Here is a 19574-nt window from a genome sequence, read left to right as displayed (position 1 = left end):
CTCCGCTCCGCGCCGATTCGGCCGGAGCCGCGCGATGAACGCCCTCGCGGTCGGGGCGCGCGCAGCGGCGCCGTCACGCGAAGACCTCCGCCAGCGCCCGCTCCACCCGGGCGGTGGATCCGGATTCGTCGAGCGGGTTGCGCCGCAGCCGGTGGCGCAGGGCGGCCGGGGCGATGCGCCGGAGGTGATCGTCGGTGACCATCGCGGCGCCGTCGAGCGCCGCGAGCGCCCGGGCCGTGCGCATCAGGGTCAGTTCCCCGCGCAAGCCATCCGTCCCGAGGGCGAGGCAGAGGCGCGCGGCGCGCTCCAGGGCGGCATCCGGCACGGTGACCGATGGCAGGCGCTCCCGTGCCAGCAGGATTCTTTTTTGAATCTTTCGCTCTTCGCCTTCACGGGCAGCACAGAACCCCTCCGGGTCGCGCTCGTAGGCGTCGCGGGCGCGCACCACCGCGATGCGGGTGGGGATGTCCCTCGGCGTCGCGACCTCGCAGGCCAGCCCGAACCGGTCGAGGAGCTGCGGCCGCAGCTCCCCCTCCTCCGGGTTGCCGGAGCCGACGAGGACGAACCGCGCCGGGTGGCGGAGCGACAGGCCCTCGCGCTCGACCGTGTTGACGCCGGAGGCCGCCACGTCGAGCAGGAGGTCCACGAGGTGGTCCTCGAGGAGGTTGACCTCGTCGATGTAGAGGAAGCCGCGGTTGGCGCGGGCCAGCAGCCCCGGCTCGAAGGCCTTCACGCCGGCGCCGAGCGCTTGCTCCAGGTCGAGGGTGCCGACCACCCGGTCCTCGGTGGCGCCCAGCGGCAGGTCCACCACCGGCACCGGCTTTTTCTCGGACTTTCTCCGCGCGCCCGGCAGGCTCGCGCAGTGCGGACAGGATTCTGCGGGACTTTCGGGATCGCAATTGTACGGGCAGCCGACCACCGCCCGCATCGGCGGCAGCAGGGCGGCCAGCGCCCGGATCGCCGTGGACTTGCCTGTGCCGCGGTCGCCGAAGACCAGCACGCCGCCGACCGCCGGGTCCACCGCCGCGATCAGCAGCGCCTGGCGCATCTCGTCCTGGCCGACGATGGCCGAGAAGGGGAAGGTGGGCACGCGATGACTCGATGCTGCGGGGGCATCCAACCCAACCCCCTCATCCTGAGGTGCCGCAGCGCAGCGGAGGCCTCGAAGGAGGTCTCCAGAAGACGTGCGATGGCTGGAGGCCTCCTTCGAGGCCCGCTGACGCGGGCACCTCAGGATGAGGGCGAAGGTGGGAGAAGGGAACCCCCGCCCGCGCTTACTCCGCCGCCTTCTGCCGGAGCCCGATCCGGCCCCAGATCGTGGTGAGCGCCTCGACCAGATGGGCGATGTCGGCGTCGGTGTGCAGCGGCGACGGGGTGATCCGCAGGCGCTCGGTGCCGCGGGCGACCGTCGGGTAGTTGATCGGCTGCACGTAGATGCCGAACTCGTCGAGCAGGGTGTCGGAGATCCCCTTGCAGAGCACCGGATCGCAGACCATCACCGGCACGATGTGGCTGTCGTTCGGCATGGTCGGGATGTCGGCGGCCTCCAGCGCCTGCCGGACCTTCGCCACCCGCTCCTGATGCCGGGCCCGCTCGACGCCGCTCTCCTTGAGGTGGCGGATCGACGCCGCCGCGCCCGCCGCGACGGCCGGCGGCAGCGAGGTGGTGAAGATGAAGCCCGACGCGAAGCTGCGCACGAAGTCGCAGAGTTTTTCCGACGCCGTGATGTAGCCGCCGTGCACCGCGAAGGCCTTGCCGAGCGTGCCCTCGATCACGTCCAGCCGGTGGGCGACGCCGTCCCGCTCCGAGATGCCGCCGCCGCGGGCGCCGTAGAGGCCGACCGCGTGGACCTCGTCCAGGTAGGTCAGCGCCCCGTGGGCCTCGGCCACGTCGCAGATCTCGGCGATCGGCGCGATGTCGCCGTCCATCGAGTAGACCGACTCGAAGGCCACCAGCTTCGGCCGGGCCGGGTCGACCAGCGCGAGCTTGCGGTTCAGGTCCTCCGGGTCGTTGTGGCGGAAGATGTGGCGCTCGGCCCGCGAGAACCGGATCCCCTCGATCATCGAGGCGTGGTTCTCGGAATCGGAGAAGACCGCGCAGTTCGGCAGGCGCGACGCGAGGGTCCCCAGCGCCGCCCAGTTCGACACGTAGCCGGAGGTGAACAGCAGGGCCGCCTCCTTGCCGTGGAGGTCGGCGAGCTCGCGCTCCAGCAGCACGTGGTAGTGGTTGGTGCCCGAGATGTTCCGGGTGCCGCCGGCGCCGGCGCCGCAGCGGTCGATCGCCTCGTGCATCGCCCCGGTGACGGTCGGGTGCTGGCCCATGCCGAGATAGTCGTTGGAGCACCATACCGTCACGGGCCGGGTGCCGGCCGCGTGGTGGTGGGTGGCGTGCGGGAAGTTGCCCGCGTGGCGCTCGAGGTCGGTGAAGACCCGGTAGCGGCCCTCGCGGTGGAGCCCGGCGATCTCAGCCCCGAAGAAGGTCTCGTAATCCATGTCGCCTCTCCCCGAACAAATCCTGCGGGTTGATCCCGCCTGTGACACCGGACTTCGCACAAGACCAGTTCCAGATTGGTGGACGTGCGTCGCCCGCTCGTGATCCCTCGGCCTACACGTGGTCCGGCGGCCCGGCCGCTTCCCCGGGCGCCCGGGCCGGCAGGCTCCAGCGCCACAGCTCCGCCGAGGGCAGCGGCAGCATCAGGAACCAGTGCTCCAGGGTGGCGAGCGCGGTCAGCGTCGCCAGGACCGTGAAGCCGATCAGCTCGTGCTCCAGCAGGTCGGCGCCGAGCGCCGCCCGCCCGAGCAGGGCCGCCGCGATGGTCCCGAGGCTCACCGAGACCGGGAACAGCAGGTTCATCGGCTTCCGGGACAGGTAGCAGGCGAGGTAGCCGAGATGGTCCGGCAGGAACTCGGCGTGGAGGTTGCGCACCCCCAGGAACAGGTTGAGCCGCGCCGACAGGTTCATCACCACCAGCGTGCCGTAGGTCCACAGGGCGAAGCGGTTGGGGCTGCCCCAGACCAGCGCCAGGATCGCGAGGCCGCCGACCACGATGGCGAATTCGTGCCACAGGCTGGTGGCGAGCGCGGCGAAGAACCGGTCGAGCCCGCGCACGCTCGGCGCGCAGGCGACGGGCCGCGGGCCCGACAGGAAGCCCATGTAGTAGCTCATCTCCTGCCATCCCCAGACGACGAGCGCCGCCGTGAAGGCCGTGTAGGCCCCCGTGGCGCTCGTGTCGGCGGCGCTGGACCGGATCGCCACCAGGGCGCCGGCGAGCAGGAGGGTCGCCCCGGCCATGCTCCACGGATGCGTCCGCCGCGGGGCGTGATCGAGCAGCAGGATCAGCCCGGTGGAGAACCACCAGAGCAGGACCGCGTACAGGACCGGGGCGGCGTAGGTCCCCATGCTACCAGACCGGCTGGAGGCGGATGTCGGCCGGCAGGGCGTTGGCCTTGACGGGCAGGAGATAGAGCCGCGCGAAGGTCACGGCCGCGCGCGCGGCGTGGAATCCCTGCAGGGTCTTGCCGACGAGGCCGCCCCGCGCCTTGGCGTCGGCGATCGCCCGGGAACAGGCGAGCAGCCGGTCGAGGCCCGCCTTGAACTTCGGGTTGTCGATATCGAGCTCCAGCGGGAAGGTCTGGCGGGAGATCTCCGAGGTGATCCGGAAGACCTTGAAGTCGTAGTCGCTGGGATCGACGCCGAGCGCCGCGTGGAAGGCCGGTCGGTGATGGTCGCGCACGTACATCGTGGCGAAGACGGCGAGCAGGAAGAACCGGATCCAGTAGCGGTTCACGCCGCTCGTCAGCTTCGGGTTGGCGCGCATCAGCAGCGCGAAGGCCTCGCCGTGGCGGAACTCGTCGTTGCACCACAGCTCGAACCACTTGAAGATCGGGTGGATGCGCCGCTCCGGGTGCCGCTCCAGCTCGCGGAAGATCGTGATGTAGCGGGCGTAGCCGATCTTCTCGGACAGGTAGGTGGCGTAGAAGATGAACTTCGGCCGGAAGAACGTGTACTTCTTGGACTTGGTGAGGAACCCCAGGTCCACGCCGATGCCGAAATCCTTGAGCGTGTCGTTGATGAAGCCGGCGTGGCGGGCTTCATCCCGGCTCATGAAGCCGAACAGCTCCTTGATGTCCTTGTTCTTCGCCCGCTTGCGCATCTCGGCGTAGAGGACGCAGCCGGAGAACTCCGCCGTGATGGACGACACGAGGAAGTCCAAAAACTCCTTCCGCAGCTCCGGCTCCATCTTCGACAGGTCGCAGTCGAATTCCTCGTTGCGGGTGAAGTGGCGCTTGTTCGGGTCCGAGCGCAGCTCGGCGATCAGGATGTCCCAGTCGCGCCGCACCGGCTCGACGTTCGTGCGGTCGAGCTCGTCGAAATCGGTCGTGTAGAAGCGCGGGCTGAGGAAGGTCGTCTCCTGCGCCGAGCGGGTCGATTCATTGATCGGCGTCTTCGGGACGGGCTGGCCGGAGGGCGGCGGGACGGGTGCGTTCACAGCTTCCTCCTCTCGGAAAAGCTGACCTCGTAGAGTTCGGTCAGCTCGAGATGCGCGATGAGCTTGGTCCAGGCCCGCTCCAGCGCGCCGGCCCGCGTCACGGTGGCGGTGCGCCGCACGGTGAGGCGCTCGCCGTAGGGCACCGAGGTCGGCGCGTCGTGGACTTGGACCTCGTCGCCGGGCTCGATCTCGAAGCCGGCATCGAGGGTCACGTGCGCGTGCAGGCTCTCGGGCGTCTGCTCGATCTCCACCGTGCAGGGCACGGTGACGGTGCGGCTGCCGAACAGGCCCATCACCGCGTCTCCGCGGCGGGGGCGCCCGGCGCGGGCATCAGCCGCGCGAAGGCCCCGGCATTGGTCGGCCCGAAGGCCTCCAGGGGCACCCGGCGGCCGGTGGCCTCGTCGGCCAGCGCGAGGCGGCCGTCGTCGTAGCGGGTCAGGCTGAAGGGCTTCTCGGGGCCGAGGCCCTCCCGCTGGCGGGCCTGGGCAAGGCCCCGGAGGGTCCCGCGCAGGAATCCGTCCTCGCCGGGGCGGATCCAGGCGACGATGTGCCGGTCGGCGACGTCCCGCAGGGCGATCGAGCCGTCGACCTGATCCTCGGCGCGGAACTCGAGGCGCTCCACCACCTTGGCGGGCGGCAGGGCGACGAGGCCGACCTTCTCGCTCCGGCCGATCAGGACCGCCAGCATGGTGAAGCCCATCAGCGCGCCGGCGCCGATCATCAGCAGCGCCGGTGCCGGTCCCGCGACCGCCATGGCCCGGCCGGCGCCCTCCGCCCGCTCGCCCATCGTGCCCCTCCCTATTCGGCCGCGACGAGGCGACCGGGATTCTCATCCGCTCGGCCGAGACGCGCCACCCGAACCGGCGGCGCCGTGCCGTCGGCATGGGCCTCGAGGGCGCGTGCCAGCAGCGCCGCCGCGGCGTCCGCGTCCGGCACCGAGCGCAGCATGGGCTCGGTCCGGGCGAGATGCCAGGGCCGGACATGCGGCCAGATGTGAAGGTAGGCGATCCGGAGGCCCGGCCGCAACCGCAGCGGCAGGTCGCCGCTGCCATCCGTGAAGGCCCGCAGGGCCGCCGTCTCGATCTGCGCGAAGGGCAGGTTGTGGGTCACCGGCAGGGCGATGCCGGCCTGCAGCACGACGCGGCGGTTGGTCACCGTGTAGAGCGTCGTCCGGTGGGTGAGCCAGGCGAGCAGCCAGAGCAGCGCGACGGCGCCGGCGCCGATCACCAGGGTCGGCGCCACCACCTTGATCGCCGCCGCGGGCGAGCCCGCCGCGAGGCCGAAGGCCACGGCGCAGACCGAGAACCACGCGATCACCAAGCGGGCGTGGAACACCCGGACCAGCAGGCCCGCGGTCGTCGGCGCACCCTGCCAGAGGATGCGCTCGCCCGCCGGCAGCGGGCCGGGCAGACCCCGCAGGGTGCCCTCGGGGAGGAAGTCGCCGCTCATATCAGGGGCTCCGCCCGGGCCGGCGTCGCGTAGAGCGTGCCGGCGCCGAAATACGAGATGATCCGCTCCTCCTCCAGGAAGGTCACGCTGTCGGGATCGCGGGTGCTGGGGATGTCGGCGAACTGGCTCGCGAGCAGAGCCTCCGTCGTCACCGTCTTGGTGAAGCCGCCGGCCCGGCAGAACGTGGTCGGCATCAGCCGGCGCCCGCCCGTCGGGAGCTCGACCTCGTAGTAGCGGATCAGCGACTCGCCGCGGTCGACCCAGACGTCGCTGATCACGCCCGCGACCGCGTTGTCGGTGCCGAACACCGTCATGCCGATCGGGTTCGGGCCGTCCTCGTGGATGACGAAGTTCTTCGCCACCCGCAGGGGCACGATGCGGATCTCGTCGTCCCAGGTCCGGTCGTGCACGTCGTGCCGCAGCACCCAGGAGCCCGGGCCGACGCCGGCCTGGAGCGACGTCTCCGTGCGCTCGTAGGGGGCGCCCGGCCAGGGTTCGACCTTGCGGGCCGGGATCCCGGTCTCGATGTCGTCCCGGCCATGAACCGCCTGCGGCGCGTAGGTCGTCTCGCCGCCCGGCAGATGGAACGCCTTGGACCGGGGGATCAGGATCGGGTCGTCAGCCTTGCGGCGGCCGACCGTCTCGTTCTCCAGCGGGTAGCCCTCGCGCCGGTCCTCCCGGCGCAGCCAGAAGACCAGCCCCGCGAAGAAGAGGAAGAACGCGTAGAGTACGACCTGGGCGACGTCGACGTAACCCGTAAGTGCGCCGGTTGGCATGGCTGTCCTCCCCAAGTCTCAGGCTGTGCGGCCGGCGAGGCCGTCGGTGATGCTGTCTCGAACTCGTATCCGGGCGTCCTCACGCACCAGCGGTCCGAGCGCGAGCAGCGCGGCGAACAGCAGGGCGATCTCGATGTGGTAGACGATGAGGTAGCCGATGGCGGGCTCGTTCATGCCCTCGCCGAGCACCCCCGACTGGGCGATGGCGCCGCCGACGTCGCGCACGAGGCCGCTCGCCGCGATCGAGAGGCCGGCCGCGGTCGCCTGCACGGCGCCCCAGGCACCGAGGGCGAGCCCGGTATCCTCGGGGCCGGCGCGGTTCATCGAGGCGGTGAGCGTGCCGTGGGCGAACAGGCCGCCGCCGAGGCCGATCAGGCTCACGCCCGCGGCGAACAGGTCGGCCGAGGCGAGCGGGGCGGCGAAGACCACCGCCGAGAAGGCCAGGATCCCGATCCCGACGCCCACCGCGGAGACGCGGAACGGGTCGCCCCCGCGCCCGAGCCAGCGCGCCGCGACCAGCAGGCCGAGCCCGCCTCCGGCGGCCAGCAGCGCGGTCAGCGCCGTGGTGGCCGCCACCGAGAGGTGCAGGATCTGACCGCCGTAGGGTTCGAGCAGGATGTCCTGCATGGAGAAGCCCGCCGTGCCGAGGCCGATCGCCACGAGGCGTCGCCGGGCGGTGCCCTGCCCCGCATAGGCCTGCCAGGAGGACCGGAAGTCGCGCTGCGGTGCCGTCCGCGTCCGGTTCGGATCGCGGGGCTCCTGCTTCCAGAGGGCGAACCCGTTGAGGATGATCGTGACCAGCGCCGCGCCCTGGATCACCTGGATCAGCCGGACGGGTGAGAAATGGGCGAGGAACAGGCCGAACAGCACCGCGCTCGCCATCATGCCGAACAGGAGCGCCGCGCAGAGCAGCGCCACCACCTTCGGGCGCGCGTGCGCCGGGGCGAGGTCGGTGGCGAGCGCCAGCCCGACGGTCTGGGTCGTGTGCAGGCCGGCGCCGACCAGCAGGAAGGCGAGCGCCGCCGCGAGGTTGCCGACCCAGAGCGGCCCGGTCGTGTCGCCCGACAGGATCAGCAGGGCGAACGGCATGATCGCGAGGCCGCCGAACTGGAGCAGCGTGCCGAACCAGATGTAGGGGACGCGCCGCCAGCCCAGCACCGAGCGGTGGGTGTCCGAGCGGAAGCCGACCAGCGCCCGCAGGGGCGCGAAGACCAGCGGCAGCGCCAGCATCATCGCGACGATCCAGGCCGGAACGCCGAGCTCGACGATCATCACCCGGTTGAGGGTGCCGATCAGCAGCACCGCGGCCATGCCGACGGTGACTTGGAACAGGGCGAGGCGGAGCAGCCGCCCCAGCGGCAGCTCGGCGGTGGCGGCGTCCGCGAAGGGAAGCAGCGCCGGGCCGAGGCGCATCAGGGCCTCGGTGAGCTTGCGAGCGGGGGTCATGGTCGCGCCCCGGGTGTCATTGGCCGACCATCCGCGCGGTGAGGCAGGGTGCGCGTCAGCGCCACCGCGTTCGACAGGTAGAATCCGCTGTTGATCCGGTGCGACCGCGCCCAGGCGAAGCCGTCGAGGGCCCTCTCCGAGGCGATCCGCCGCCGCAGCCCGCCCTCGGTCACCGGCACGATGGCGGGCGAGCGATCGCCGCGCGGGAAGAACTTCCCGGCCGCGTGCATCACCGTCAGGAGCGCCGTGCGCGGCGCTACGGTGAACAGCACCGAGCCGTCCGTGCGCGCGCCCAGCACCGCCAGCGCCCGGGCGATGTCGGCGGCGCGGTAGTGGATCAGCGAATCCATCGCCACGACGTGGTCGAACCGGCCGAGGGCCGGATCGAGCATGTCGCCCACCCGGAAGTCGATGCGCCCCGCGCCCGCGATCGCCGGCAGCCGCTCCTGCGCCAGCCCGATCAGCGTCGGCGAGACATCGATCGCCACCACCTCGGCGCCGCGCCGCGCCGCCTCGACGCTGAGCGCGCCGGTGCCGCAGCCGGCATCGAGCAGGCGTGAGCCCGTCATGTCGGCCGGCAGCCAGGAGAGCAGCGTCGCCCGCATGGCGTCGCGCCCGGCCCGCACGGTGGCGCGGATCCGGCTCACCGGGGCGTCCGAGGTCAGGCGCGACCACGCCTCGACCGCGGTGCGGTCGAAGTAGGTGGTCAGCTCGCCCCGGCGGGCGTCGTAGCTGGCGCTGGCCATCGGTCGAACCCCAAACTCAATCGAAACCGAGGAACTCGAACAGGTCGCGGTCCTTCATGGGGATCGCCTCGCAGGGCTCGCCCCCGGCCCAGAGCGTCTCGGCGAGCCGCATGTACTCGGCGGTCACGGCGTCGAGCTCGGGCGACGAATCCATCTCGAACAGGGTCGACTTCTTGAGCCGCGAGCGGCGGACCACGTCGAGGTCGGGGAAGTGGGCGAGGCGCTTCAGGCCGACCGCGTCGTTGAACCGGTCGATCTCGTCGGTCTTGGCCGAGCGGTTGGCGATGACGCCGCCGAGCCGCACGCCGTAGTTCTTCGACTTGGCGTGGATCGCCGCGACGATCCGGTTCATCGCGAAGATCGAGTCGAAGTCGTTGGCGGTGACGATCAGTGCCCGGTCGGCGTGCTGGAGCGGCGAGGCGAAGCCGCCGCAGACCACGTCGCCCAGCACGTCGAAGACGACGACGTCGGTGTCCTCCAGGAGGTGGTGCTCCTTGAGGAGCTTCACGGTCTGGCCGACCACGTAGCCGCCGCAGCCGGTGCCGGCGGGCGGGCCGCCGGCCTCGACGCACATCACGCCGTTGTAGCCCTCGACCACGAAATCCTCGACGCGCAGCTCCTCCGAGTGGAAGTTCACCGCCTCCAGAGCGTCGATCACCGTGGGAGCGAGGCGCTTGGTCAGCGTGAAGGTCGAGTCGTGCTTCGGGTCGCAGCCGATCTGCAGCACCCGCTTGCCGAGCTTCGAGAAGGCCACCGACAGGTTCGACGAGGTGGTCGACTTGCCGATCCCGCCCTTGCCGTAGACCGCGAAGACCTTGGCGGTCTCGATCTTCAGGTCGGGGTCGAGGGCGACCTGAAGGCTCCCCTCCTCCTTCCGGGCGACGACGGGATTGCGGATCGCGATGTTCATGCGGCCACTCCTGCGGTGACGCCTTCCAGGCGGTCCTCCAGCTCCTCCTCGGCCCGGTCGAGGGCGTCGCGCATCTCTGCGTCGGGGGTCCAGAAGCCGCGGCGGTGCGCCTCGATCAGCCTCTGGGCGACCTTGGCGGAGGCGGTGGGGTTCAAGGCGGCCATGCGCTCGCGCATGGCGGGGTCGAGGACGTAGGTCTCGGTGATCCGCTCGTAGATCCAGGGCTGGACCGCGTTGGCGGTGGCCGACCAGCCGACCGTGTTGGTGAGATGCGTCTCGATCTGGCGGACGCCCTCGTAGCCGTGGCCGAGCAGGCCCTCGTACCATTTCGGGTTGAGCATCCGGGTGCGCGTCTCCAGCGCCACCTGCTCCTCCAGGGAGCGGACGCGCCCCTCCCCGCGGGTCTGGTCGCTGATATAGATCGGCACCGACTCGCCCTTGGCACGGGCGACCGCCCGGCCCATGCCGCCGAGCCCGTCGAAGTAGTGGTCGACGGAGGTGACGCCGACCTCGACCGAGTCGAGGTTCTGGTAGGCCATGTCGACGGAGGCCAGCACCGCCTGCATCAGGGCGCGCTGCGGCGCCGGGCGGCCGGTGCGGCCATACGCAAAACTCTTGCGGCGCGAGAAGGTCTCGCAGAGTTCCGCGTCGTCGTCCCAGTTCCCCGAATCGACGAGGTGGTTGACGTTGGCCCCGTAGGCGCCCTCGGCGTTGGAGAAGACCCGGAGCGCCGCCGTCTCCAGGTCGCAGCCCTGCTCGGCCTGGATGGCGAGGGCGTGCTTGCGGACGTAGTTCTGCTCCAGGGGCTCGTCGGCAGTGGCGGCGAGGTACGAGGCTTCTGCCAGGAGCTTCGTCTGCAGGGGCAGGAGATCGCGGAAGATGCCGGAGAGGGTGACCACCGCGTCGATGCGCGGGCGGCCGAGGGTCTCCAGCGGGATCAACTCGGCGCCGCTCAGGCGGCCGTAGCCGTCGAAGCGGGGCGCGGCGCCGATCAGCGCGAGCGCCTGGGCGATCGGGCCGCCCTCGCTCTTGAGGTTGTCGGTGCCCCACAGGACCAGCGCGACGCTCTCCGGGCAGGGCTTTCCGTCGGCGGCGAAGCGCTCGAGGATCCGGGCGACCTGCCGGGCGCCGTCCGTCACCGCGAAGGCGGAGGGCAGGCGGTAGGGGTCGAAGCCGTGGAGGTTGCGGCCGGTCGGCAGCACGGCCGGGTTGCGCAGGATGTCGCCACCCGCCACCGGCGGCACGAAGCGGCCGTCGAGCGCCCGCAGCAGCGCCGGCACCTCGTGGTCCCGGGACAGCAGCCGGTCGGTCTCGGCGAGGTTCTTGAGTATCTCGCGGTTGGTCTCGTCGGCGGAGAAGCCGGAGGCCTTCAGCACCGCCTCGATGCCCCGGCCGGCGACGAGCGCTTCGATGCCGGCCCGCTCCGGCTTCACGCCGTGCGCAGACTCGGCGAGCGCCAGGAGCAGATCGACCCGCTCCTCTTCCGGCGTCCCCTGCCCGACCACGTGCAACCCGTGCGGGATCAGGGTCTGCTCCAGTTCCTGCAGCGCGGTCCAGAGGCCGGAGACCCGCGCCTCCAGATCGCCGCTCCAGCCCGGATCGGCCGCCGCGAGGTCGACCGCCGCGCCCTGGTCCTGGATCAGGCGGGCCAGGGTCTCGCGCTCGCCCGCCGCCTCGGGGCCGAGGCCGCGCCAGCGCTCGATCGAGCTCTTCAGGTCGATCAGCCCACGGTAGAGCCCGGCAGCCGCGAGGCTCGGGGTGAGGTAGCTCACCAGCGTCGCGGCCGACCGGCGCTTGGCGAGCGTCCCTTCCGAGGGGTTGTTGGCCGCGTAGAGGTAGACGTTGGGCAGCGCCCCGATCAGCCGCTCCGGCCAGCAGGATTCGGACAGGCCGGTCTGCTTGCCGGGCATGAATTCGAGGGCGCCGTGGGTGCCGAAATGCAGCACGGCGTCGGCGGAAAGATCCTCGCGCAGGTAGCGGTAGAAGGCCGAGAACGCGTGGGTCGGCGCGAAGCCGCGCTCGAACAGCAGCCGCATCGGATCGCCCTCGTAGCCGAAGGCGGGCTGGACCCCGACGAAGACGTTGCCGAACTGCGCGCCGAGGACAAAGATCTCGGCGCCGTTAGTCTGGTGGCGGCCGGGCGCCGGGCCCCACTGGGCCTCGATCTCGGCGAGGTAGGGCTCGCGGCGCAGGTGATCCTCGGCCGGGATGCGGGCGTGGACGTTGGCCTGGGTGCCGTAGCGTTTGGTATTGCCCTCCAAGATCGCCGCGCGCAGGGCATCGACGTCTTCCGGGATCTCGACCGTGTAGCCGTCCGCCGCCAAGCCCTTCAGGGTGTTGAGCAGCGAGGCGTAGACCGACAGGAACGCGGCCGTGCCGGTGGCGCCGGCATTGGGCGGGAAGTTGAACAGCACCACGGCGAGCTTCCGCTCGGCCCTCGCGGTCCGGCGGAGGGAGACCAGCCGCGCGACCCGCTCGGCGAGGCGGGCCGCCCGCTCGGGATGGACCCGCATGTCCCGGGCGTTGTCGCTGCCGGAAGCGGAGGACCGTCCGCCGAACACCATCGGGGCGGTGGCGCCGTCGAGTTCGGGGATCGCGACCATCATGGTCGCCTCGACCGGCGACAGGCCGCGGTCGCCCGCCTCCCACTGCTCCAGGGTCTGGAATTCCAGCGCCTGGGCGGCGAGGTAGGGCACGTCGAGCCTGGCCAGCATCGACTCGGCGGCGGCGGCGTCGTTGTAGGCGGGTCCGCCGACCAGCGAGAAGCCGGTGAGCGAGACCAGCGCATCGATGCAGGCGCGACCGTCCCTCATGAAGAAGGAATCCACCGCTGGGCGGTTGTCGAGGCCGCTGGCGAAGGCCGGCACGACGTCGAGGCCCTGCGCCTCAAGGGCGGCGATCACCCCGTCGTAATGGGCGGTGTTGCCGGCGAGCACGTAGCTGCGCATCACCAAGAGGCCGACGCGGCCCTTCGCGCCCGCGAGGCGGGGCAGCCGTGACGGGTCGGCGCCGATCCGGCCGGGCAGCCGCGGGTGGTAGAGGCCGGTCTCGGGGTAGTCGAGGGGTGCGGGCGCCGCCGGGCCGTCACGCCAGGCGGCCCGCTCGCCGGCCGCGTAGCGGTGCACGAGGAAGCGCACCAGCGCGGCGACGTTCTCGTCCGAGCCCGCGAGCCAGTATTGCAGGGTGAGGAAATAGGCGCGCACGTCCTGGGCCGAGCCCGGGATGAAGCGCAGGATCTTCGGCAGCTTGCGCACCAGGGCCATCTGCCGTCCGGCATTGCCCTGCTGGCCCGGCTTGCCGCGCAGCTTCTTGAGGAAGTCGAGGGCGCCGCGCTTGGTGCCGCTCATGTCGAAGCGGCCGAGCTTCGTGGTCTTCACCACCTCGCCGGCCGAGAGGCAGCCGACCATCGCGTCGCAGGCGTCGCGCCGCGCCGCCAGCGCCGGCAGGATCGCCCGCACGTGCTCGTCCATGAACAGCATGGCCGAGAGCACGATGTCGGCCTGCGCGATGTCGGCCCGGCAGGCCTCCAGGGTCGCGGGGTCGTTGTCCCATTCGGCCGCCGCGTGGAAGCCCAGAACCAGCCCGGGCATCTCGGTCCGGAGGCGCAGGCGCGCCCGTTCCACCGCGCTCGCCAAGTGATTGTCGAGCGTGACGATGACGACGCGGATCGGCGGCCTATCGGCCGAAATGCGCTTTGGCATCGTAGAGGGTCTCGACGGTGATGAGCGGCAGGTGCCGCTCCCGGGCGAAGGTCTCGGTGTTGGTGCGCGCCTTGCCCCGCACGAAGAACGGGATCTTCTTGAGTTCCTTCTCGGCCTCGGGCGACCACGCTGCGGCCCGGTCCAGCAGAATCGGAACGGGCGCCGGCGTCGGAGGGGTGTCGGCCGGCGCCCGTTCCGCGGCCTCGAACGCCCCGTCCGCCGGAGTCCCGTAGGACTTGCCGCCGAGATGCGAGGGGCCGACGCCGTCGTGGAATTCGGGATCCTCCCGGAACATGCCGAGGAGGTGCTCTTCGAGGCCCATCATCAGCGGATGGACCAGGGTGTCGAACAGGACGTTGGCGCCCTCGAACCCCATCTGCGGGGCGTAGCGGGCCGGGAAGTCCTGGACGTGCACCGGCGCGGAGATCACCGCGCAGGGGATGCCGAGCCGCTTCGCGACGTGGCGCTCCATCTGGGTACCGAGCACCAGTTCCGGCGCGGCCGCGCGGATCGCCGCCTCGACGTCGAGGTAATCGTCGGTGATCAGCGCCTCGATGCCGTGCTCGGCCGCCTCGGCGCGGACCTCGCGGGCGAGTTCGCGGCCGTAGGTGCCCAGTCCCACGACGGTGAAGCCGAGTTCCTTGGCGGCGACCCGGGCGATGCCGATGGCGTGGGTCGCGTCGCCGAACACGAAGACGCGCTTGGCCGTGAGATACGTCGAATCGACCGAGCGGGAGTACCAGGGCAGCCGCGAGCCGGGGCCGTCGAGCACCGGTGCCGGGTCGATCCCGGCGAGGCTCGCAACCTCCTCGACGAACCGGCGGGTGCCGCCGACGCCGATCGGGACGGTCTGCGTGAACGGCTGCCCGAAACTCTTCTTCAGGTAGTCCGCGGCCGACCGGGCGGTCTCGGGGTAGAGCACGACGTTGAAATCGGCCTCCCGGAGCCGGCCGAGATCGGCGGGCGTGGCCCCCAGCGGTGCCACGACATTCACGGCGATGCCGAGCGAATCGAGCAGCCGGCGGATCTCGATCAGGTCGTCCCGGTGGCGGAAGCCCAGCGCCGTCGGTCCCAGGATGTTGCAGAGCGGACGCTGCCCGGGCTCCCGCGCCGGATGCGGGGCGGGCGGACCGGCGAGCGCCCGGACGAGGCGGTAGAAAGTCTCCGACGCGCCCCAGTTCTCCTTCTTCTGGTAGGCGGGCAATTCCAGCGGGATCACCGGGATCGGCAGGTCGAGGGCCTTGGCGAGGCCGCCCGGATCGTCCTGAATCAGCTCGGCGGTGCAGGAGGCGCCGACGATCATCGCCTGGGGCTGAAACCGCGCGTGGGCGGCCGAAGCCGCCTGCTTGAACAGCTCGGCGGTGTCGCGGCCGAGATCCTGGGCGCGGAAGGTCGTGTAGGTGACGGGCGGGCGGGCGTCCCGCCGCTCGATCATCGTGAACAGCAGGTCGGCGTAGGTGTCGCCCTGCGGCGCGTGCAGCACGTAGTGCAGCCCGGACATCGCCGTGGCGACGCGCATCGCGCCGATGTGAGGAGGTCCCTCGTAGGTCCAGAGCGTGAGCTGCATGGCTCTACACCTCCAGCAGGGCGCGGCGGCGGAGCGGGCGCACGAACAGCTCCGCGAGGTCGCCGGCCTGCTCGTAGCCCTGCACGGGCGTGAACAGCAGCTCGATCGACCACTTGGTCGACAGCCCCTCCGCCTCCAGCGGATTGGCGAGGCCGAGGCCGCAGACCGTGAGATCCGGCCGTTCCGCCCGGCAGCGGTCCATCTGGTCGTCGAGGCTCTGGCCCTCCGTCACCCGCGTGCCCGCGGGCAGCAGCTCGATCTCGGCGGCGAGATGCCCCCGGTGCAGGTACGGCGTCCCGACCTCCACGAGGTCCGCGCCGAGCTCCCGGGCGAGGAAGCGGGCGAGCGGAACCTCCAGCTGCGAATCGGGGAAGAAGAACACGCGCTTGCCGCCGAGCCTCTCGCGGTGGGGGGCGAGCGCGGTCTCGGCGCGGGCGCGGCCCGCTTCCGTGGCCTGTTCGAAGGCGGCCTCGGAGACGCCGAACGCCTCGGCGGCTGCCCGAAGCCAGCCGGTGGTGCCTTCGGCGCCCAGAGGGAACGGCGCGGGCAGCCGGCGGGCGCCACGCTCGTCGAGGGCCCGGGCCGTGTCGGTCAGGAAGGGCTGGGCCAGCAGATAGCGGGTGTTGCGCCCAACAGCCGGCATCGCGTTCGCCCGGCGGGCGGGCAGGAACCGGACATCCGCGATCCCCATCGCGGCGAAGAGCCGGAGAAACTGATCCTCCACCACGTCGGCCAGCGCCCCGACCACGAGGAGCGAAGGGACCGCCGTCTCGGCCTCGCGGGGCAGGTCGGGCACGAGGGCGGCGAGGCAGGCATCCTCCCCTTGCGTGAAGGTCGTCTCGATGCCGGAACCCGAGTAGTTCAGCACCCGTACGGGGGCGAGCCGTCCCGACAGGCGCTGGGCCGCCCGGGACAGGTCGAGCTTGATCACTTCCGACGGGCATGAGCCCACGAGGAACAGGAGCTTGATGTCCGGCCGGCGCTCGATCAGCCGGGTCACCACCCGGTCGAGCTCCTCGTTGGCGTCGGCGAGGCCGGCGAGGTCGCGCTCGTCGATGATCGCCGTGGCGAAGCGCGGCTCGGCGAAGATCATCACGCCGGCGGCGGACTGGATCAGGTGCGCGCAGGTGCGCGAGCCGACCACCAGGAAGAAGGCATCCTGGATCTTCCGGTGCAGCCAGACGATGCCGGTCAGCCCGCAGAACACGGCCCGCTGACCCTGCTCCTGGCGGAGCTCGATGCCGCCGCAGGGTGGCTGATGGACCAGGGGAGCGTTCACGGCAGCGCCTCCGCGAGACGCGGCGCACGACTTCCGGCACTCTCCATGCGCGCGGCCCGGAGCTTCAGGAGGAACTGGGCCGCGTTGATCACGTAGGTCGCGTAGGCCGCCAGCGCGAGGAGCAGCAGCGCCTGACTCCTGAGCGCGCCCGTGGCGAGGGCCGCGAGGTAGGCGGTGTGGAGAGCCAGCACCAGCATGCTGACCGCGTCCTCCCAGAAGAAGGCAGGCGCGAAGAGCCACCGCCCGAATACGACCTTCTCCCAGATCGAGCCGGTGACCATGATCGCGTAGAGGGCCAGGGTCTTCACGACGACCGAGATCTCGGCCGCGCGCAGGCCGTCGTCGGTGGCCAGGGCGCGCACCACCAGGACGAGGCTCACCAGGAAGATCGCGAACTGGAGGGGCGCCAGCACTCCCTGGACCACGGTCCAGAGCGACGAATCGCGCCGGCGCCGTTCGGCGGGCGTGTAGAGCGGTCGTGCCGGCCGGTCCTCGGGACCCATGCATCCGCTCCCTAGTCGTCGGCGGCGCCTCAGGCTCCGTCGTTGACAGAGGCTAGGGCGGGGGTCCGGGAAGTGTCAAGTGCGCTTGACGCTTTCACGACATGACAGTGGCAGGGATATTTTTTCTTCGAATAAGATCATTGCCAAGATCGTCAGGAAGCGTATCGTCGGCCGTGGCGGCAGAGATTGCTGCCGTTCGGCTTGTCAGACTCAGGAACTGACGGACACGAAGAATAGACGGGCGAGCAACGCCACACCGAGCGCGCGAGCGGATCCGCCGGCCCTTCCGGGACGGGGCCGTCTCAGGGAGGATGCCGATGGGAAACTGGAGGCATTTCGGTGGCCGTCTGGATCACGGTCCGTCCGCGGCCGGCTGCAGCCCCGTGAGCGACGGGCTCCCCGTGTTCCGCGACGCGGCCCTCGGCTGGCCCGACCTGCACAGGCCCGTGCCCGACGCGCTCGCCAAGGTCGTCGAGGCGGAGATCCTGCCCCGCCTGATGCTCGCCCACCGGCCCGCCGGCCGCGCCGTCCCGGCGGACCGGGCGCCGAGCGCGCGGGAGATCGCCGACTTCAGCGCCCTGCTCCTGGCCTCCGGCCCGGTCGACCTCGACGCCCGCGTGGACGCCCTGCGCGACGGCGGCTTGCCGCTCCCGCGCCTGCTCCTCGACCTGCTCGCCCCGGCCGCCCGGCACCTCGGCGCCCTCTGGGAGGAGGATGCCTGCGACTTCCTGGCGGTGACCGAGGCCCTCGGGCGGCTCCACACCGTGAGCCGCCGCCTCTGCGCCGAGCTGGAGAGCGAATCGGTCCCGGCCAACGGGCGCAGCGTCCTGCTGCTGCCCTGCCCGGGCGAGACCCACGTCTTCGGCCTGTCGCTGGTCGCGAGCTTCTTCCGGGAGGCCGGCTGGGACGTGACCACCGCGGTGCCCGGGCCGGGGGTCGACCCCCTGGACCTGCTCCGGTCCGACTGGTTCGACGTGGTCGGCCTGTCGCTCTCCTGCGACGTCCTGCTGCCGGTCCTGACGGCGACGGTGGCGGAGGTGCGCCGCGATTCGCGCAACCGGCACGTCCGGGTGCTGGTCGGCGGCCCCTTCTTCGCGCGCCACGGCGGCGAGGCGGGGATCGTCGGGGCGGATGCCTGCGCGTCGGACGCGTGCCTCGCGCCCGCCGCGGCCGAAGCTTTGCTGGACAGACAGGCCTTGGCCTGCTGAAAGGGCCTCCAACCGACTATCACATTGCGGTGACCGTGACCCCTCAGCCCCGCCCCTCCCCGCAGTCGCCGCCCGCGGCCCTGCAGCAGGTGGCCGGCCTCCTCCAGGGCGAGGCGGTCGGGCGCATCGTCGCGGCGTCCGCGGACCTCTCCCTGGTGATCGACGCGGACGGGGTGATTCGGGACGCCACGGTCGGCGCCGACCTCGCGGCCGAGACCGTGGCGGGCTGGCTGGGCCGGCGCTGGATCGACACCGTCACGGTGGAGAGCCGCCCGAAGGTCGACGCACTGCTGCGGGACGCCGGGGCCGACGGCATCACCCGCTGGCGCCAGGTGAACCACCCCTCGCCCGACGGCGCCGACCTGCCGATCCGCTACGCGTCGATCCGGCCCTCGGAGGGCGGCCCGATCCTCGTGCTCGGGCGCGACATGCGGGCGGTGGCCGCCCTGCAGCGCCGGCTGGTGGAGACCCAGCAGGCCCTGGAGCGGGACTACGACCGGCTCCGCGCCGCCGAGACCCGCTACCGGCTCCTGTTCCAGATCTCCGGCGAGCCGGTGCTGGTGGTCGATGCCGGCACGCGCCGGGTGGCCGAGGCCAACCCGGCCGCGGCGCGCCTCCTCGGGCGCCCGGCCAAGCGCATCGCCGGGCAGGACGCCGTCGAGCTGTTCGACCCCGCCAGCACCCGGGCCCTGGAGGCGCAGTTCGCCGCCCTGCGGGCGACCGGGCAGGCGGGCGAGATCCGGGCGGCGCTGCAGCACGGGCGCGGGGAGGTCACGGTCTCGGCCTCGCTGTTCCGGGGCGAGGGCGGCGCGAGCGCGCTGCTGCAGCTGGTCGCCGACCCGGCGACGGCGGCGCCCGGGCCCGACCAGGAGGCGCCCACCGCCGCGGTGATCGAGGCGATGCCGGAGGGCTTCGTGGTCACCGATTCGGCGCGGCGGATCCTCATGGCCAACGCCGCCTTCCTGGAGCTGGCGCAGCTCGCCACGGTGGGCCAGGCCCGCGGGCGCACCCTCGACCACTGGCTCGGCCGCGACGAGACCGAGGCGCAGGCGCTGTTCGCGACCCTCGTCGACCACGGCGCCGTGCGCCGCTTCGCCACCGTCGTCCGCGGCGCCTACGGCGGCATGGAGGACGTGGAGGTCGCCGCCGTGTCGGTGGCCGGCGCCCGCCCCTGCCTGGGCTTCGCCATCCGGTCGGGCCCGCGGCGGATCGCCGAAGGGCGCCCCGGGGTCGGGCGGGAGGTGCCCCGCTCGGTGGAGCAGATGACCGAGCTGGTCGGCCGGGTCTCGATGAAGACCCTGGTGCGCGAGACGACCGACCTGATCGAGAAGCTCTGCATCGAGGCGGCCCTGCGGATCACCCGGGACAACCGGGCCTCGGCGGCCGAGATGCTCGGCCTGAGCCGGCAGGGCCTCTACGCCAAGATGCGGCGCTACGGCGTCGGCGACCTGGACGGCCCGGTCGAGGACATCTGAGGATCCGGACGCGGCGGGACCCGTC

17 protein-coding genes are annotated in these 19574 nt (G+C 71.9%); 2 read left to right on the top strand and 15 right to left on the bottom strand.

All coding sequences use genetic code 11. The features are described from left to right. Positions 1-73: 73 nt before the first annotated feature. The 15 genes from bchI to bchF all read right to left on the bottom strand — a co-directional run bounded on the left by bchI (position 74) and on the right by bchF (position 16866). The gene (gene bchI, locus ACLBYB_RS27705; RefSeq protein WP_447700688.1) at positions 74-1090 is read right to left on the bottom strand and encodes a magnesium chelatase ATPase subunit I; all 1017 of its coding nucleotides are present in this window, start codon (positions 1088-1090) and stop codon (positions 74-76) included. A 184-nt stretch (positions 1091-1274) separates the two neighbouring features. Further along, positions 1275-2492, bottom strand: coding sequence for a 5-aminolevulinate synthase (gene hemA, locus ACLBYB_RS27700; protein WP_020095261.1), 1218 nt, complete (start codon positions 2490-2492; stop codon positions 1275-1277). Positions 2493-2604: 112 nt separating this feature from the next. Then, positions 2605-3399 (bottom strand): putative photosynthetic complex assembly protein PuhE, encoded by a 795-nt coding sequence (gene puhE, locus ACLBYB_RS27695; RefSeq protein ID WP_056524002.1) that lies wholly within the window; start codon positions 3397-3399, stop codon positions 2605-2607. A 1-nt stretch (position 3400) separates the two neighbouring features. Further along, on the bottom strand, positions 3401-4489 hold the full coding sequence (gene acsF / locus ACLBYB_RS27690; RefSeq protein ID WP_447700687.1) for a magnesium-protoporphyrin IX monomethyl ester (oxidative) cyclase: 1089 nt from the start codon (positions 4487-4489) through the stop codon (positions 3401-3403). Next, on the bottom strand, positions 4486-4782 hold the full coding sequence (locus ACLBYB_RS27685) for a hypothetical protein (protein WP_020095258.1): 297 nt from the start codon (positions 4780-4782) through the stop codon (positions 4486-4488). Before ACLBYB_RS27685 ends, acsF begins: the two co-directional genes overlap by 4 nt. Continuing rightward, positions 4782-5276 carry a photosynthetic complex assembly protein PuhC gene (gene puhC, locus ACLBYB_RS27680; protein ID WP_091682490.1) on the bottom strand — a complete coding sequence of 165 codons (495 nt, stop codon included), beginning with the start codon at positions 5274-5276 and terminating at the stop codon, positions 4782-4784. Before puhC ends, ACLBYB_RS27685 begins: the two co-directional genes overlap by 1 nt. An 11-nt stretch (positions 5277-5287) precedes the next feature. Beyond that, positions 5288-5938 (bottom strand): photosynthetic complex putative assembly protein PuhB, encoded by a 651-nt coding sequence (puhB, locus tag ACLBYB_RS27675; protein WP_020095256.1) that lies wholly within the window; start codon positions 5936-5938, stop codon positions 5288-5290. Next, positions 5935-6714, bottom strand: a complete 780-nt coding sequence (gene puhA / locus ACLBYB_RS27670; RefSeq protein WP_020095255.1) for a photosynthetic reaction center subunit H — start codon at positions 6712-6714, stop codon at positions 5935-5937. Before puhA ends, puhB begins: the two co-directional genes overlap by 4 nt. A gap of 18 nt (positions 6715-6732) precedes the next feature. Then, complete coding sequence (locus tag ACLBYB_RS27665; protein WP_020095254.1) at positions 6733-8160, bottom strand: BCD family MFS transporter; 1428 nt, start codon at positions 8158-8160, stop codon at positions 6733-6735. Next, complete coding sequence (gene bchM / locus ACLBYB_RS27660; RefSeq protein WP_056523997.1) at positions 8157-8906, bottom strand: magnesium protoporphyrin IX methyltransferase; 750 nt, start codon at positions 8904-8906, stop codon at positions 8157-8159. The genes ACLBYB_RS27665 and bchM overlap by 4 nt, the downstream gene beginning before the upstream one ends. 16 nt (positions 8907-8922) lie before the next feature. Then, positions 8923-9816: a ferredoxin:protochlorophyllide reductase (ATP-dependent) iron-sulfur ATP-binding protein gene (gene bchL / locus ACLBYB_RS27655; protein ID WP_020095252.1), complete on the bottom strand. Its 894-nt coding sequence runs from the start codon at positions 9814-9816 to the stop codon at positions 8923-8925. Further along, complete coding sequence (locus ACLBYB_RS27650; RefSeq protein ID WP_447700686.1) at positions 9813-13517, bottom strand: magnesium chelatase subunit H; 3705 nt, start codon at positions 13515-13517, stop codon at positions 9813-9815. The genes bchL and ACLBYB_RS27650 overlap by 4 nt, the downstream gene beginning before the upstream one ends. Beyond that, on the bottom strand, positions 13492-15084 hold the full coding sequence (gene bchB / locus ACLBYB_RS27645; protein WP_447700685.1) for a ferredoxin:protochlorophyllide reductase (ATP-dependent) subunit B: 1593 nt from the start codon (positions 15082-15084) through the stop codon (positions 13492-13494). The genes ACLBYB_RS27650 and bchB overlap by 26 nt, the downstream gene beginning before the upstream one ends. A gap of 4 nt (positions 15085-15088) precedes the next feature. Next, the gene (locus ACLBYB_RS27640; RefSeq protein WP_020095249.1) at positions 15089-16363 is read right to left on the bottom strand and encodes a ferredoxin:protochlorophyllide reductase (ATP-dependent) subunit N; all 1275 of its coding nucleotides are present in this window, start codon (positions 16361-16363) and stop codon (positions 15089-15091) included. After that, positions 16360-16866, bottom strand: a complete 507-nt coding sequence (gene bchF / locus ACLBYB_RS27635) for a 2-vinyl bacteriochlorophyllide hydratase (RefSeq protein WP_447700684.1) — start codon at positions 16864-16866, stop codon at positions 16360-16362. Before bchF ends, ACLBYB_RS27640 begins: the two co-directional genes overlap by 4 nt. Positions 16867-17183: 317 nt before the next feature. On the opposite strand from bchF, the gene ACLBYB_RS27630 reads away from it, so the two are divergent. Both ACLBYB_RS27630 and ppsR read left to right on the top strand, forming a co-directional pair. Further along, on the top strand, positions 17184-18074 hold the full coding sequence (locus tag ACLBYB_RS27630; RefSeq protein WP_447700683.1) for a cobalamin B12-binding domain-containing protein: 891 nt from the start codon (positions 17184-17186) through the stop codon (positions 18072-18074). A 29-nt stretch (positions 18075-18103) separates the two neighbouring features. After that, positions 18104-19549, top strand: a complete 1446-nt coding sequence (gene ppsR / locus ACLBYB_RS27625; protein WP_020095246.1) for a transcriptional regulator PpsR — start codon at positions 18104-18106, stop codon at positions 19547-19549. The last annotated feature ends 25 nt before the right edge of the window (positions 19550-19574 follow it).

The organism is Methylobacterium sp. D54C, from assembly GCF_053345595.1.
The sequence above is the reverse complement of the archived record's forward strand: the minus strand, read 5'-3'. Positions and strand labels throughout refer to the sequence as shown.

What these genes read in the sequence shown, in the direction of transcription:
- bchF (WP_447700684.1), bottom strand. Translation starts at nt 16,866, where the DNA reads ATGGGTCCCGAGGACCGGCCGGCACGACCGCTCTACACGCCCGCCGAA.
- bchM (WP_056523997.1), bottom strand. Translation starts at nt 8,906, where the DNA reads ATGGCCAGCGCCAGCTACGACGCCCGCCGGGGCGAGCTGACCACCTAC.
- puhB (WP_020095256.1), bottom strand. Translation starts at nt 5,938, where the DNA reads ATGAGCGGCGACTTCCTCCCCGAGGGCACCCTGCGGGGTCTGCCCGGC.
- puhE (WP_056524002.1), bottom strand. Translation starts at nt 3,399, where the DNA reads ATGGGGACCTACGCCGCCCCGGTCCTGTACGCGGTCCTGCTCTGGTGG.
- hemA (WP_020095261.1), bottom strand. Translation starts at nt 2,492, where the DNA reads ATGGATTACGAGACCTTCTTCGGGGCTGAGATCGCCGGGCTCCACCGC.
- puhC (WP_091682490.1), bottom strand. Translation starts at nt 5,276, where the DNA reads ATGGGCGAGCGGGCGGAGGGCGCCGGCCGGGCCATGGCGGTCGCGGGA.
- ACLBYB_RS27650 (WP_447700686.1), bottom strand. Translation starts at nt 13,517, where the DNA reads ATGCCAAAGCGCATTTCGGCCGATAGGCCGCCGATCCGCGTCGTCATC.
- ACLBYB_RS27665 (WP_020095254.1), bottom strand. Translation starts at nt 8,160, where the DNA reads ATGACCCCCGCTCGCAAGCTCACCGAGGCCCTGATGCGCCTCGGCCCG.
- ACLBYB_RS27685 (WP_020095258.1), bottom strand. Translation starts at nt 4,782, where the DNA reads ATGGGCCTGTTCGGCAGCCGCACCGTCACCGTGCCCTGCACGGTGGAG.
- puhA (WP_020095255.1), bottom strand. Translation starts at nt 6,714, where the DNA reads ATGCCAACCGGCGCACTTACGGGTTACGTCGACGTCGCCCAGGTCGTA.
- bchB (WP_447700685.1), bottom strand. Translation starts at nt 15,084, where the DNA reads ATGCAGCTCACGCTCTGGACCTACGAGGGACCTCCTCACATCGGCGCG.
- bchL (WP_020095252.1), bottom strand. Translation starts at nt 9,816, where the DNA reads ATGAACATCGCGATCCGCAATCCCGTCGTCGCCCGGAAGGAGGAGGGG.
- ACLBYB_RS27630 (WP_447700683.1), top strand. Translation starts at nt 17,184, where the DNA reads ATGGGAAACTGGAGGCATTTCGGTGGCCGTCTGGATCACGGTCCGTCC.